The organism is Falsiruegeria sp. JB4-1 (genome assembly GCF_055693495.1).
The window spans coordinates 2,388,767-2,403,985 of the sequence record NZ_JBVFTZ010000001.1 but is presented as its reverse complement, the minus strand read 5'-3'; the positions used below and the strand labels follow the sequence as shown (position 1 = coordinate 2,403,985).

At 57.3% G+C, this 15,219-nt stretch carries 12 protein-coding genes; 10 read left to right on the top strand and 2 right to left on the bottom strand.

Features of this window, described 5'->3' with window-relative positions; genetic code table 11:
* Positions 1-20: 20 nt before the first annotated feature.
* Together ACZ1HE_RS12260 and ACZ1HE_RS12255 are read right to left on the bottom strand one after the other, a co-directional pair.
* Complete coding sequence (locus ACZ1HE_RS12260) at positions 21-2,297, bottom strand: mechanosensitive ion channel family protein (RefSeq protein ID WP_472621151.1); 2,277 nt, start codon at positions 2,295-2,297, stop codon at positions 21-23.
* A 320-nt stretch (positions 2,298-2,617) separates the two neighbouring features.
* Positions 2,618-3,523 carry a LysR family transcriptional regulator gene (locus ACZ1HE_RS12255; protein WP_472621149.1) on the bottom strand — a complete coding sequence of 302 codons (906 nt, stop codon included), beginning with the start codon at positions 3,521-3,523 and terminating at the stop codon, positions 2,618-2,620.
* A gap of 181 nt (positions 3,524-3,704) precedes the next feature.
* Here ACZ1HE_RS12255 and ACZ1HE_RS12250 point away from each other — a divergent pair, with 181 nt between their 5' ends.
* From ACZ1HE_RS12250 to ACZ1HE_RS12205, 10 genes are all read left to right on the top strand, one after another.
* Positions 3,705-7,127 carry an indolepyruvate ferredoxin oxidoreductase family protein gene (locus ACZ1HE_RS12250; protein ID WP_472621147.1) on the top strand — a complete coding sequence of 1,141 codons (3,423 nt, stop codon included), beginning with the start codon at positions 3,705-3,707 and terminating at the stop codon, positions 7,125-7,127.
* Positions 7,128-7,206: 79 nt separating this feature from the next.
* Complete coding sequence (locus ACZ1HE_RS12245) at positions 7,207-8,085, top strand: lysophospholipid acyltransferase family protein (RefSeq protein ID WP_472621145.1); 879 nt, start codon at positions 7,207-7,209, stop codon at positions 8,083-8,085.
* Positions 8,086-8,092: 7 nt separating this feature from the next.
* A complete protein-coding gene (locus ACZ1HE_RS12240; protein WP_472621143.1) occupies positions 8,093-8,902 on the top strand; it encodes a glutamate racemase in 810 nt (269 codons plus the stop codon).
* Positions 8,903-8,996: 94 nt separating this feature from the next.
* Positions 8,997-10,025 carry an N-acetyl-gamma-glutamyl-phosphate reductase gene (gene argC, locus ACZ1HE_RS12235; RefSeq protein WP_472621141.1) on the top strand — a complete coding sequence of 343 codons (1,029 nt, stop codon included), beginning with the start codon at positions 8,997-8,999 and terminating at the stop codon, positions 10,023-10,025.
* Positions 10,026-10,045: 20 nt separating this feature from the next.
* Positions 10,046-10,489 carry a cytochrome c maturation protein CcmE gene (ccmE, locus tag ACZ1HE_RS12230; protein ID WP_472621139.1) on the top strand — a complete coding sequence of 148 codons (444 nt, stop codon included), beginning with the start codon at positions 10,046-10,048 and terminating at the stop codon, positions 10,487-10,489.
* A gap of 144 nt (positions 10,490-10,633) precedes the next feature.
* Entirely contained in the window at positions 10,634-11,245 is a 612-nt protein-coding gene (locus tag ACZ1HE_RS12225) for a holin-associated N-acetylmuramidase (RefSeq protein ID WP_472621137.1), read from the top strand.
* Positions 11,236-11,817: a holin family protein gene (locus tag ACZ1HE_RS12220; RefSeq protein WP_472621135.1), complete on the top strand. Its 582-nt coding sequence runs from the start codon at positions 11,236-11,238 to the stop codon at positions 11,815-11,817. The genes ACZ1HE_RS12225 and ACZ1HE_RS12220 overlap by 10 nt, the downstream gene beginning before the upstream one ends.
* 74 nt (positions 11,818-11,891) lie before the next feature.
* Positions 11,892-13,856: a heme lyase CcmF/NrfE family subunit gene (locus ACZ1HE_RS12215; protein WP_472621133.1), complete on the top strand. Its 1,965-nt coding sequence runs from the start codon at positions 11,892-11,894 to the stop codon at positions 13,854-13,856.
* A 5-nt stretch (positions 13,857-13,861) separates the two neighbouring features.
* The gene (locus ACZ1HE_RS12210; protein WP_472624459.1) at positions 13,862-14,323 is read left to right on the top strand and encodes a cytochrome c-type biogenesis protein; all 462 of its coding nucleotides are present in this window, start codon (positions 13,862-13,864) and stop codon (positions 14,321-14,323) included.
* Positions 14,324-14,398: 75 nt separating this feature from the next.
* Positions 14,399-15,175 (top strand): enoyl-CoA hydratase-related protein, encoded by a 777-nt coding sequence (locus ACZ1HE_RS12205; RefSeq protein ID WP_472621131.1) that lies wholly within the window; start codon positions 14,399-14,401, stop codon positions 15,173-15,175.
* Positions 15,176-15,219 lie beyond the last annotated feature (44 nt).

Here is a 15,219-nt window from a genome sequence, read left to right as displayed (position 1 = left end):
TCGCAGTGGGTTTTGAGAGTTTATCGATCGTCAGCGGGTGGTCCGGCCTGTTGCTGCTGGTTTGCAGCTTCGCTGGCGGCGGCGGCGACAGAGCGCCTTTGCTCTTCGGTCATGTTTTCGGTGTCATCCACGCCAGGCAATGCAACACGAACCTCGCGACGTGCAAAGTCGATGCCGGCTTCTTTGAATTCCGCTTTGACCCGGTTGAAGATCTCCTTGCGTAGAGTGAACTGCTCTCCCGGTTTGGCCATGAATTTCCCTCGAATGATCATGCCAACGTCGTCAAAATCGAACACACCTTGTGACTTGAACGGTTGCAGGAAACCGTCTTTGTGGACTTCGTCCTGCATCATTTCCGCTCCGATTTTCTTGAAGATCTTTTTGACCTTGTTGGGGTCGGTATCGAAAGGCACGGTGAACTTGAGCTTCATGATTACCCAGTCACGGCTGAAGTTGGTGAGTTTTTGAATTTCGCCGTAAGGGATTGTGTGAACAGCACCGCGGTGGTGGCGCAGTTGCATCGATCTGATCGAAATCTTCTCGACCGTACCCATTGTGCCACCGACATCGACATATTCACCCACGCGGAACGCGTCATCAATCAGGAAGAAGATACCGCCGACGATATCCGCAACCAGTTTTTGCGCACCAAAACCGATAGCGAGACCCAGAATACCAGCACCAGCCAAAAGCGGCGTGATGTCGACACCCAATGCACCAATGGCAAGCAGGCCGAAAATGACCGCAATTGCAACTTGGGCGCTGACCCGCAACAACGGCAATACAGTTGCAAGCCGCGATCCTCCTGCGCCGCCACCTTCGTCAGCTTCCTGGTCCGATGTTTGATCGGCGGCCGTCATCTCCATGGCCAAACGGCGGTTGATCCACAGCGATACGACCTCATTCACGATGTAACCCACGGCTACGATCATCAGGAATTCGACCAAGGCGCCTGCCACATCATGCCCAACCCCAACGGCTGCGACGTTGCGAAGGTCAATCTCCCAGGCGTTGGCTATTTGCAGAACCACGAAGATCCCCGCCAGAACCCGGCCGATGCGAATATAGCTTCGCTTTGTCGAGTTATAGGCTTTTTCCGCGATTGGGCCTTCGCCCATCATTGGCGGTGCCAGATGACGGACCAACCCTCGGATCAGTGTATCTATGGCAGGGGCCATCAGCAGCCAGAACATTGTTGTGTAATGTGGTGCGGTTCCCAGCAACATCAGAAGACGCTGGTTCCCTGAACCAATGATCATTTCGACCACGAGCCACATGACAAACGACACACCGATAGCCATGAACGGGTAGGCCTTGGCCACGGCTTCGTCGAACCGCGACCGGTCGGGATCAGTGCCACGCATCATGTCGCTCAAGCCTTCGCGTGCGCGCCAGGCAATAATGCCGATGTAGATATGCACGGACGTGTTGAGCCAGAAGCCAAGGCGTGTTTCTCCCATGGGAACCCCGTTGGCCTGGTTGAAGCCAACGATGAAGATGGTAAAGCCGCCAAGCAGGAACAGACCGATAAGGTTTCGATGCAGATATTTGGCCCATTTGTCCGACACATTGACCAGACGAAGATCCGCACGATTTGGCGCAAGCACAAACCGAGAAATCGCAGCCCCAAGCCGCGGGATCCAGATCAGATAGAAAACCATCGGGGCAGCAAAGGTAAGTTCTTCTGCGGACAACAGATTTTTGCCGACAAAGCGCAGCATCACATAAAAAACTACCAATCCCAGCAGTTCGCGGCAGAAACGGCGGAACAGGAACCCGACAGTTGACCACAGGTTGTCTGCCTCCTGTCCGGTCTCGGGCCTCGCGCGTTTTGCCATTAGAAAGATCGTCAACCTTTCCGCTCCATAGCCTGCAGCAAGAGCTGCAAGGATAAAGCCGAACATTGTGACCATTTCGCCGGAACCGAACGATGCAGAGAAATTCGAGAAGGCCTCGAATTGACCGGAAACAAGGTTGGGAATCTGCTGCAAGACGTGTGCCCAACCCATTACCATGTTGGTGCCAAGTTCTTGAATAACGGTAAGAATGCCTTTTGGCGGCGCTGCCGTGGTCTGTTGTTCTGCCACCGCATCCAGACGCTCAAGCAAAAGCGCGCGAACTTGGTCATCGGACATTCGCGCCACTAGGTCATCGACCTGTTCAGGGGTCAGGTCCTCGGGCACAACTGGCGCCGAAGCCGTTGAGCTGCTGCCGGTTGACGTGGAAACCGGCACCTGAGCGTGTAAAGGAAATGCGAGAATGCTGGTAAAGACCAGCACTGTCATCAAGCGGAACATATTGACCATAAATTAGCCCTCGAAACGAATTTTGGCTGTTTTTTTGGAAGCTTACTCAACCGTGCGCCGAGTTCATAGTACAATTATTTTGCTCAAAGGGCGTTGGGCCGCAGAAACTTGGACAATGATTGCGGGAGACTGGCCATTGAGCAAAAAAAAGGCCGAGCACTAAGCTCGGCCGAAGTCCAACAGGGAGGTATGAAGGTGATTAGCGTTTCAGCTTCATCGCCTTCGAGTGTTCATTTAGGTGGCACTTTGTGAACGATCAAGGTTTATAACGTCGCGCTCTTGACATTCCCGATATGACGGAAATGCATAGCTCAGATTTTTCCCTGCTGACGCAATTGCTTGCGGTGCGCAATAATCTCATCCTGAACAAAATCCTTGAACGCCGAGATGCGTTGCGAATGGCGCAATTCTTCAGGGTAGGCCAGGAAAACAGGCACGTCCGCAGATTCCGTTTCAGTCATGACATGGACCAGGTCTGGAAAATCCTGGGTTACATAGTCTGGCAGAACACCAATCCCCAGATTGTGCAGCACGCCCTGCAAGACGCCGAAGTAATTGTTCACTGTCAGGAGCGATTGTGGATTATGCGCCATCAATGTCTGCACGAGCAAAGCACCAGCCCCTACTTGGGCGGCGCTTGTGTTCTGGCAAATCAATCGGTGCTTTACGATGTCGTCGATTCCGCTCGGGGTGCTGTGCTGCTTCAGGTATTCTCGCGATGCATAAAGCTGCATCCGAACCGTCATCAACCGCTTGCGGATCAAATCGGCCTGGCTGGGTTCTTTCATGCGGATAGCCACGTCAGCTTCGCGCATGGGCAAGTCGAGCACGCGTTCTTCGAGCATCAGGTCGACTTTGAGATCGGGGTATTTTTCGTAAAGCTTGGGCAGGCGCGGCGCGAGCCATAACGTACCAAAGCCGAACGTTGTGGTAACACGCAGTTCGCCGAACACTTCTTCTTCGCTGTCGCGAATACGCGCAGCTGCCGCATCGAGACGTTTGCTCATTGCGCTGGTGGCATCGAATAAGAGCTCACCTTGCTCGGTCAGAATCAGCCCCCGCGCGTGGCGATGGAACAGGGTCGAGTTCAGGGATTCCTCGAGTGCGCGGATTTGGCGGCTGACGGCAGACTGTGACAGATTTAGCTTGTCACCCGCATGGGTCAGACTGCCTGCATCGGCCACTGCGTGAAAAATTCTCAGTTTATCCCAGTCCATTGTCCCAACTTTCGATTTCAGGCCGACGCCCTATATCAAAGGCATGCCAATAGCCACAATCAACCGTCTTGCTGCCGCAAAGTGAAAAAAAGCACCTATACAGGTCAGTATTTATGACCTAACGTAGGTGACAAGAGGGGAAAATACCCTGGCAAACTAATCTGACGTGGGGAGACGTTTGATGAGTCAGCACGAAATTTCGCTGAACGACCGCTTTGACTTGAGCAAGAAACAGGTCTTGCTGAACGGCACGCAGGCGCTGGTTCGCCTGATGCTGATGCAAAAGGCGCGGGACGAGGCGGTGGGCCACAACACGGCCGGGCTGGTGACGGGTTATCGCGGATCACCTCTGGGCGCAGTGGATATGCAGATGAACCGCGCCGCCAAGCAACTAGCCGAAGCGGATGTCACCTTTCAGTACGGGTTGAACGAAGATCTGGCAGCCACCGCGCTTTGGGGCGCGCAGCAAGCTGGATTGCGAGGTGACGGCAAGTACGATGGTGTCTTTGGTCTTTGGTATGGCAAGGGCCCAGGTGTTGACCGCTCAGGCGATGCAATCCGGCATGCCAATATGGCAGGCACGGCGCCTTTGGGTGGCGTTGTCATGGCTATGGGGGATGACCACACGGGCGAAAGCTCGACCGTGTTGCACCAGTCGGAATGGGCCTTGATGGATGCCTACATGCCCATCGTCAGCCCGGCCGGAGTGCAGGAAATTCTGGACTATGGGCTTTACGGCATGGCTTTGTCACGGTTTTCGGGCCTTTGGGTTGGCCTGAAGACAATGAAAGACACGATCGAAGTCACTTCCGTAGTCGATGGCGACCCGAACCGGATGCAGATCGTCACGCCCGAATTCGACATGCCCGAAGGCGGGTTGAACATTCGTCTGGTGGACGATCGCACCCCGCAAGAGGCGCGGATCATCGATCACAAACGCTTTGCGGCCGAGGCGTTCAGTCATGCCAACAAGATGGACAAGCGTGTCTGGGGCAAACCCGGCGCCAAGATCGGCTTTGTCGCAGCGGGCAAGAATTGGTTGGATCTGGTCCACGCCATGGCCTTGCTGAACATTGACGAGGCTGAAGCCGAACGCCTGGGCGTCACGACATACAAGGTCGGACAGGTGTTCCCTCTGGATATGAAAGGCTTCCATGATTGGGCCGAAGGCCTTGATCTGATCGTGGTGGTCGAAGAAAAGCGCAAGCTGATCGAAGTTCAGATCAAAGAAGCCATCTTTGACGACCGCCGTGGTCGCCGTGTCTGGGGCTGGCACAAGGGTGGCGGTGCCGGGTCAATGCATGGCGAAGAGTTGTTCCCAACACGCGGAGCTCTTGATCCGACCATGATTGCCGAGAAGCTGGGTCATATCCTGATTGACGAGGGCCACGATACGGATGGCGTGCGAGCGGGGCTACAGGCGCTGGATGACGCGAGACGAGCCGATAACGCTCAGGAAATTGCTGCGCGCCTGCCATATTTCTGCTCGGGCTGTCCGCATAACACCGGGACAAAAGTGCCGGACGGGAGCCGCGCCTATGCCGGGATCGGGTGCCATTTCATGGTTCAGTGGATGGATCGCGAAACACTTGGGTATACCCACATGGGCGGCGAAGGCGCGAACTGGATCGGGGAAGAGCCGTTTTCAACCACGAGCCACGTGTTCCAGAACCTGGGCGATGGCACGTACAACCACTCTGGCGTGCAGGCCATTCGTGCGGCTTTGGCTGCTGGAACCAACATCACCTACAAGATCCTCTACAACGATGCGGTTGCCATGACCGGCGGTCAGGACAACGAGGGCGGCCTGAGCGCCGAACGCATCGTCGCCGAGGTCAAGGCGATGGGTGTCGAACATGTCGCTGTTGTTTATGACGAAAAGGAAGACGTGAACTTCAAGGCGCTACCATCTGGCATCGAAACCCACGAGCGCGCCGAGTTGATGAACGTGCAGGAGAAATTCCGCGAGATCGAAGGCGTCAGCGCCATTGTCTACATCCAGACATGTGCTGCCGAAAAACGCCGCCGTCGCAAACGGGGCACATTCCCTGATCCCGACAAGCGCGTGTTCATCAACACCGACATTTGCGAGGGGTGCGGCGATTGTGGGGTGCAGTCAAACTGTGTCTCGATTGTTCCGAAAGAGACCGAGTTGGGCCGCAAGCGTGCGATTGATCAATCCAGCTGCAACAAGGATTTCTCCTGTGTCAAAGGGTTCTGTCCGTCGTTTGTGACCCTCGAAGGGGCCAAGCTGCGCAAAGAGGCGACGACCGAGATTGATTTGCCGGACCTGCCGATGCCTGAATTGCCGATGATCAATGGCACCCATAACGTGGTGATCACAGGCGTTGGCGGTACTGGCGTCGTGACCATCGGTGCGGTGCTGGCACAGGCCGCTCAGATTGACGGCAAGGGTGCCGGCATGATGGAGATGGCAGGCCTAGCGCAAAAGGGCGGGGCGGTGCACATCCACTGTCGCCTGGCCAATGATCCGGGCGACATCAGCGCCATCCGTGTGGCCACTGGGGAATGTGATGCGTTGATCGGTGGGGACCTCGTGGTCAGTGCTGGCGCCAAGACCATTGGCCTGCTGCGCAACGAGATTGCCGGAGCTGTGGTCAACTCTCACGAAATCATCACCGGTGATTTTACTCGCGATACCGAGTTCCAGATCCCGTCCGACCGGCTGGAACTGGCGCTTGAGGCGCGACTGAAAGAGCGGCTGGCGCTCTTTGATGCCTCTGATCTGGCGCGGGCTGTTATGGGCGACTCGATCTTTTCGAACATGATGGTCTTTGGCGCGGCCTGGCAACGCGGTCTGCTGCCGCTGAGCCATGATGCGATCATGGGGGCCATCGACCTGAACGGTGCAGCCGTTGAACGTAACAAACGCGCGTTCGAGATTGGCCGTTGGGCCGTGCTGCACCCGGATCAGGTGGCCAAGGTGCTGACGCCTAACGTGGTGGAGCTGCCGAAATCTCTGGATGACAAGATCGCCTATCGCTCTGATCACCTGACGGCCTATCAGGGCAAACGTCTGGCAAAACGCTATGCCAAAATGCTCGACGGGATTGAGGATGGCGACCTGAAAGAGGCGGTGGCTTTGGGCTATCACAAACTCTTGTCTTACAAGGATGAATACGAGGTTGCGCGTCTGCTGCTCGACAGTCGGAACAAGGCCGCGGCCGAGTTTGACGGCGACCTGAAAATGACCCTGCATCTGGCGCCGCCGATCCTGGGCGGCACCGGACCGGATGGGCGCCCCAAAAAGCGCGAGTTTGGGGAATGGATGCTTGGGCCCATGAAGCTGCTGTCGCGCATGAAAGGCTTGCGGGGCACGCCGCTCGACATTTTTGGCTATACAGCCGAGCGCAAGATGGAGCGCGCGTTGATCCGTCAGTTCGAAAAGGACATGAAGGATGTTCTGGCCAAAGTGACGCCTGAAACCAAGGACGCGATATGCGCGCTTGCGCGGTTGCCCTTGGATATTCGCGGCTTTGGTCCGGTCAAAATGCAAAACGAGACCAAAGCCGCCAAGCGACGTGAAGAGCTGTTGGCTGCAATCCGTCAAGGTGGTGCCGACCTGAAACAGGCGGCTGAGTAATACCGTCACACTGTTGTCATGCAGACTTTGCACACTGGGTGCCCGTTCCTATGTAGTGGGCACCCTATCGGAGACGACTATGACCTCGCGCCGCCATATCGCTCGCGACATTTCTTACGCTCATTCGGCTGCGACCAAAGGCGGTCGTACGGTTATCCGGTTGATGGAGAATTCTACCGGGCGGCTTGGGCTGATCAAGCGGGCAGATGGGTATGAACGCGACGTGGCCAATGGGCGCGACTTCTGGTCAGTCATGGTGGAACGCTACGGATTATCGCTGGATGTGATCGACGGAACGCTGTCGAACATCCCGAAGGACGGGCCGCTGATTTTGATTGCGAACCACCCTTACGGCATTCTGGACGGGCTGATGATGGGACATATCCTGTCCGAGACACGTGGTGATTTCCGCATTCTGGCGCATCGCGTGTTCCGCAAGGCCGAAGACATCAACCGCATCATCCTGCCGATCTCATTTGAACAGACGAAAGAGGCGATGAAGCTGAACCTCGACACCCGCAAGACTTCGCTGAACTATCTGGGGCAGGGCGGCGCGATCGGGATTTTCCCAGGCGGGACCGTCAGCACCGCGACCAGCCCCTTTGGTCAGCCGATGGATCCGGGCTGGCGCGGGTTTACGGCGCGGATGGTGGGCAAGTCGAATGCCACTGTTGTGCCGGTTTATTTTGATGGCCACACCAGCCGCCTGTTCCAGATCGCCAGCCATTTGCATAACACTCTGCGCATGGGGTTGCTGATCAAGGAATTCAAAAAACGCGTCGATACCCCCGTCAAAGTGGTTGTTGGTGAGCCCATTGGCCGTGACATTCTAGACCCGATGGCAAAAGATAGCCGCGCGATGATGGATTTCCTGCGCAAAGCGACGTATGAGCTGTCTCCGAAGCCGTTGAAGTCTTATGACTACGGCTATGAGTTTGAGGAACGGCATCGCGCCTAAGGGGCAAATGGCAGTAGGTATCTTTGATTCTGGTTTGGGCGGCTTGACCGTTTTGAACGCAGCGCAAAAGCGGCTGCCGGATGTGGACTTTCTGTATTACGCTGACAGTGATCACGCGCCTTACGGTGTGCGCGACGCCGAAGATATCTTTCAGCTGACCAACAAGGCGGTGCATCATCTTTGGGATGCGGGCTGCAATCTGGTGATCTTGGCCTGCAATACGGCAAGCGCTGCGGCGTTGCGTCGGATGCAAGAAGCGGGCGTGCCAGAGGGCAAGCGGGTTCTGGGTGTCTTTGTGCCGTTGATCGAGGCGCTGACCGAACGGAACTGGGGTGACAATTCCCCGCCGCGTGAGGTGGAAACCAAACACGTCGCGCTCTTTGCTACGCCCGCGACCGTGATGAGCCGTGCATTTCAGCGGGAACTCGCGTTCCGTGCCATCGGTGTCGATGTCGAAGCGCAGGCCTGTGGCGGCGTGGTCGATGCCATCGAAGACGGCGACTTGATCCTGGCCGAAGCCTTGGTGCGCTCGCATGTCGAGGCCTTGCAGCGCAAGATGCCCCATCCGCAGGCCGCCATTCTAGGCTGCACGCATTACCCGCTTATGGAAGAAGCGTTTCAGGCGGCATTGGGCGAGGGCGTCAAGGTGTTCAGCCAAGGGCGGCTCGTGGCCGATTCACTGGCAGATTATCTGGACCGGCACCCGCATATGCTGGGCTCGGGTGAGGCGGGGTATCTGACCACAGGCAACCCGACCCGCGTCAGTGACCGGGCGACGCAGTTCCTCCGACGACAAATCACCTTTCAAGCCGCTTGACCCTGATCAAGGACGGCGGGCATCTTGCCCGGTAACTCCGGACCGCGACGCAGCGGTCCCAAACTGCACGACATATGAAGAGAAGAGGTCTGACATGACCCATAAGATCGCAATTCTGGGCGCCAGCGGATACACCGGCGCCGAACTGGTGCGGCTGATCGCCGAGCACCCGAACATGGACATCGTGGCCCTGGCGGCCGAGCGTAAGGCAGGCATGAGTATGGCCCAGGTGTTCCCACATCTGCGCCACATGGATCTGCCGGACCTGTGCAAGATTGGTGAAATTGATTTCAGCCAGATCGACCTGTGTTTCTGCGCCTTGCCGCACAAGACAAGCCAAGAGGTCATTCGCGAGCTGCCCAAAACGCTGAAGATCGTGGACCTGTCGGCGGACTTCCGGCTGCGCGATCCCGCCGAATACGAAAAGTGGTACGGCAATCCGCATGTTGCTCTGGAGCAGCAGAAAGAAGCGGTTTACGGACTGACCGAGTTTTATCGGGACGATATCCGCAACGCGCGGTTGGTTGCTGGGACGGGTTGTAACGCGGCGACCGGTCAATATGTGCTGCGCCCGCTGATTGCCGCCAATGTGATTGATCTGGACGATATCATTCTGGACCTGAAATGCGCCGTTTCGGGCGCAGGACGGAGCCTGAAGGAAAACCTGCTGCATGCCGAATTGAGCGAGGGTTACAACGCCTATGCTGTGGGTGGCACACACCGGCATCTGGGTGAGTTTGACCAGGAATTTTCCAAGATCGCGGGCCGTACGGTGCATGTGCAGTTCACGCCACATCTGGTGCCTGCTAATCGGGGTATTCTGGCGACGACTTATGTGCATGGTGATCCGCAGAGTATCTATGAGACGCTCTGTGCCGCTTACGAAAACGAACCCTTTATCCAGATGCTGCCTTTTGGCGAGGCACCATCGACGCATCATGTGCGTGGATCGAACTTTTGTCATATCGGCGTGACCGCGGACCGGATCGAACGGCGCGCTATCGTGATCGGGGCTTTGGATAACCTGACAAAAGGTAGCAGCGGCCAAGCCTTGCAGAACGCCAACCTGATGTTAGGTGAGGACGAGACGCGTGGCCTTATGATGGCGCCGCTGTTCCCCTAAGCCACCAGCCAGAGGTCGTCATGAAGTCGCTCAAGAAACAACGTCGAATTCAGGTCATCATGCTGGCCGTCGTGGCCCTTGTGGTTGCGACGGGCCTGATCGGGTATGCGATGCGCGACGGTATCAACTTTTTCCGCTCACCCAGCCAGATCGCGGCCGAACCGCCACAGCCGACCGAGGTGTTTCGGATCGGCGGGCTGGTTGAAGAGGGTAGCTTGCAACGCGGGCAAGGCGAAATCGTGCGCTTTTCCGTGACGGATGGCGGAGCCACAATCCCGGTGGAGTTCTCCGGGGTGCTTCCTGACTTGTTTTCAGAAAATCAGGGTATGGTGGGTACAGGAAAGTACGTTAACGGTGTTTTTCAAGCATCTGAAATACTGGCAAAACATGATGAAACCTACATGCCAAAAGAGGTCGTGGATGCTCTGAAAGAGCAGGGCGTGTATCAGGGCGAAGACAGCTGAAGGCAGCTTTGGCTGCTTGCCTGCGGCGCCCGTATTTTTGACACAGAGAATGAAGGGCGTTGCGTTGGCAGCGCCCTTTGATTTTTAGGGCTGTTAATGGCTCTGTGGCCTGATGCTTGCCGTTTCTGATGGAGGCTTGGGCTGATGCAGACGGTACGGCAGATTGCGAAAGACATCGTTGCCCGCGAGGGGGGCTATGTGAATGATCCCGATGATCCGGGTGGAGCCACGAAGTTTGGCGTGACCATTCACACGATGAAGCGGTTGGGCATGGATCTGACCGGAGACGGTCGGGTGTCGGTTGCCGACGTTAAGGCGTTGAGCCGTGTTCAAGCCGTCGAGATATTTATCGATCACTACTTTGAACGACCGCGGATCAACCGGTTGCCGGGCATTGTTCAGCCCTCGGTCTTTGACATGTACGTCAACGCCGGTGCGAACGCCGTGAAAATCCTACAACGGTTGCTCAGGGATATGGGGTTCATTGTAACCGTTGATGGGGCTTTGGGGCCACAAACGGAAGGGGCGGCTGCGAAGGCGGCCGATGCAGGCGCGCAGGCGTTTCGCGATGCTTATGGAGTGGCGCGGCGGAATTACTATTTCCGGCTGGCGGATCGACGTGAGCAAAGCCGCAAATACGCCCGTACCCGGCGCGGCGGCAAAGGCGGCTGGATCAAGCGTGCTGAGGAGTTCATCTCGCCTCGTTATCATCTGACGGATGCGGAATTTCAAAAGAAGGTTGCGGGATGGGATTGATGTCAGGCGTGTTCGAATTGCTGTTTGGCGGTGGGCGCAATGTGGTGCGCGAAACGGCCGAGGTGTTTCGCGAGAACGCCGAAGCCGGTGCGCAGAGAGCGCAATCGGTGCAAACTCAGGCGATGACCCAATTCGGGGCCGAGTTTGCAGCGCCTCGGACGGGGTGGTTTGATCGTTTTATGGATGGGCTCAACCGCTTGCCGCGTCCGGCCTTGGCTCTTGGTACTTTGGGGTTGTTTATCTCGGCGATGGTGGACCCGTTGTGGTTTTCCGCCCGAATGCAGGGAATCGCACTGGTACCGGAACCGCTCTGGTGGCTGTTGGGCGTCATTGTGTCGTTCTATTTTGGCGCACGTCATCAGGCCAAAGTACAGGATCTGCAGCGTGATCTGGCCAACACCATGTCACGGGCACCACAAGTGATGTCCAACATCGCAAAGCTGCACGCCATGCGGTCGGACAGCCCCGGTGTGGCTAATCCTGATGATACACGTTCTGTTGCAAAGGCGCTGACACCGACGGACAATCCGGCCTTGGACGATTGGAAACAACTTCAGAGAAAATCGGCCTGATCCGCGACACTATGCGCTGAGACCTCGCACGAATGCGATTGGACCGCCCCCTTGGTCGGTCTATACATTTGAGCATGATTACAGAGCTCGGTCACTTCGCCCTTATCCTGGCCTTCATGGTCGCAATTGTTCAAATGATTGTGCCCATGGTGGGTGCACAGAAACGCTGGTCTGGCTGGATGGCCGTGGCCGAGCCTGCAGCAAACGTGCAGTTTCTGCTGACAGCCTTTGCCTTTGCGGCACTGACGTGGGCCTTTGTCACCTCGGATTTCTCGTTACGACTGGTGGTCCTGAATAGCCATTCAGCCAAACCAATGCTGTACAAAATCAGCGGCACTTGGGGAAACCACGAGGGGTCAATGCTCTTGTGGGTGTTGATCGTCACCTTGTTTGGCGCCATGGCGGCCTGGTTCGGCGGCAACTTGCCGCCCGGTCTGCGGGCCCGGGTGCTCAGCGTGCAATCAGCTATCGCCGTGGCGTTTTTTGCTTTCATTCTGTTCACATCGAACCCGTTCCTGCGCATGGCGGTACCGCCCTTTGACGGGCAGGACCTGAACCCGCTGCTCCAAGACCCCGGCTTGGCGTTCCATCCACCGTTCCTCTATCTGGGCTACGTCGGATTGAGCATGTCGTTTTCCTTCGCTGTGGCCGCGTTGATCGAAGGCCGCGTTGACGCCGCGTGGGGCCGCTGGGTGCGCCCATGGACATTAGCTGCGTGGGTATTCCTGACCATCGGCATCGCGCTTGGGTCGTGGTGGGCTTATTACGAGCTTGGCTGGGGCGGGTTCTGGTTCTGGGATCCGGTTGAAAACGCGTCATTCATGCCTTGGCTTCTGGCCGCCGCCTTGCTGCATTCCGCCATCGTTGTTGAAAAGCGAGAAGCGTTAAAAAGCTGGACCATCCTGCTGGCCATCCTGGCGTTTGGGTTCTCGTTGATTGGCACCTTTATCGTTCGCTCGGGCCTGCTGACTTCGGTCCATGCCTTTGCCAACGACCCAGAACGTGGTGTGTTCATCCTGATCATTCTGGCCTTCTTTACCGGCGGGGCGCTGACGCTCTTTGCGGCTCGTGCGCAAGAGATGGAAGCCAAAGGTGTGTTTGGCATCGTCAGCCGGGAAAGCGCGTTGATTGTGAACAACATCCTACTGGCAGTCAGCTGTTTCGTGGTGTTCTTTGGCACCATGTGGCCGATTGTGGCCGAGATGTTCTTCGATCGGAAGCTGTCGGTTGGACCACCGTTTTTCAACGCTGCTTTCACGCCCTTCATGGTGCTTCTGGGACTGGCCTTGCCGATCGGCTCGATGCTGCCGTGGAAACGCGGGCGACTGGGGCGAACGGCTTGGTCGTTGCGCTATGCCTTTGTTCTGTCGGTGGCCCTGGCGCTGCTCGTCTGGGCAATGCAAACCGGGCAGAGCGCCCTTGGCCCGGCTGGCTTGTTCCTTGGTGCTTGGGTGGTCTCAGGTGCGGTTATGGACTTATGGGGCCGTACGGGCCGCAAGGGCCGACTGGGGCGGCTAGTTCGCCTGCCGCGGGCGGATTGGGGCAAGGCTGTAGCACATGCGGGGCTTGGGATCACAATCTTTGCCGTTGCCGGGCTGACCGCATGGGAAAAAGAAGACATCCGTGTGGTGCAGTTCAATGAGCCGTTCGACGTCGGCGGGTACACCTTGACGCTTGAGATGGTAGAGCGTGTTCCAGGGCCCAACTACATCTCTACCATGGGCTTTGTACGCCTCGAAGAGGACGGGCGTGAAATCGCCCTTCTGCGACCAGAGAAGCGAGATTACCCCGTGGCTCGGATGCCCACCACCGAAGCTGCGATCGATTATCGTTTGATGAGGGATGTTTATGTCGTGATAGGGGATCAGCAGAACAATGGCGGCTGGACCGTGCGGACCTATATCAAGCCCTTTGCCAACTGGATCTGGGGCGGCTGTATCCTGATGGCGCTTGGCGGTTTCATCAGCCTGTCGGACCGTCGTTTTCGCGTCGCGGCCGGAGCTCGCAAAGCACCCGAAGGTGGAGTGCCTGCAGAATGACCCGGATGCTTGTCCTGTGCGCTGCCTTGCTGGCCTGTTTGATGGCCCCGCTTACTGCGATGGCTGTTGAGCCCGATGAAGTTCTGGATGACCCGGCGCTAGAGCAACGCGCCCGTGACCTGAGCCAGGGGTTGCGGTGCCTGGTTTGTCGCAATGAAAGCATTGATGAGAGCAACGCTGATCTGGCACGGGATCTGCGCCTGCTGGTGCGCGAACGGCTGGTGGCGGGGGACAGCGACGATGAGGCCATCGAGTTCATTGTCGATCGCTATGGTGAGTATGTTCTGCTCAAGCCCACGGTGACAGGGGCGAACTGGCTGTTGTGGGCGGCTGGGCCAATCATGCTGATGGTTGCTGCAGGTGTTGGGATCATCTATCTGCGTGGACGGTCACAGGCTGCGCCGACTCCCGAGGAAAAACTCAGCGACGATGAGCAGGCGCGGCTGAAAGAAATTCTCGACGATTGACGCGCCGTCCCCCTTTTCTCTGACGCGCGCTTGGGTCAGGCTGCGTCAAACCCTGCATATGTGAAGGCCTTTGTCATGGAATACCAAACCATCACGCTCGACATCACGGACGGTCTGGCCGTTCTGACGCTCAATCGCCCGGACAAGATGAACTCGCTGACCTCGCAGATGCGGGCCGAGATCACCTATGCCATGCGCGAGGCCGCCAAGACCTCGCGCGCCATCGTGTTGACTGGGGCAGGCGGGGCGTTTTGCACGGGCCAGGATCTGGGTGATGCAGGCTCATCCGGCAAGATCGACTTGGAACGGACACTGCGCGACGAATACAACCCGATGCTTGAAGCGGTCTATGATTGCCCGGTGCCGACGATCGCGGCCGTGAACGGCCCGGCGGCGGGGGCCGGGGCCAATCTGGCACTGTGCGCGGATGTGGTGATTGCCACCGAAAGCGCTTATTTTTTGCAGGCATTTTCCCGCATCGGACTGATGCCAGACGCAGGCGGAACCTGGTTTATGCCGCGTCAAATGGGCATGGCTAAGGCAATGGGGGCGGCTCTGTTCGCCGACAAGATCAGTGCCCGTCAGGCCGATGACTGGGGTATGATCTGGGAAGCTGTTTCAGACGATGCCTTTGACGCACATTGGCGCAAGCGCGCCGCGACTTTGGCGAAAGGTCCGACGGCGGCATACGGCGCGATCAAAAAAGCTGTCCGTGGGACGTATGATAACAACCTGCCGGATCAATTGAACCGCGAAGCACATTTGCAGGGCGAATGCGGTCGCACGCGGGACTTTCAGGAAGGTGTCGTTGCCTTCATGCAAAAACGTCCGGCCGAGTTCGAAGGCCGCTGAGGGCGCACTTGGGCTCTGCCCCAGACCCTAGGACATTTTCGGAG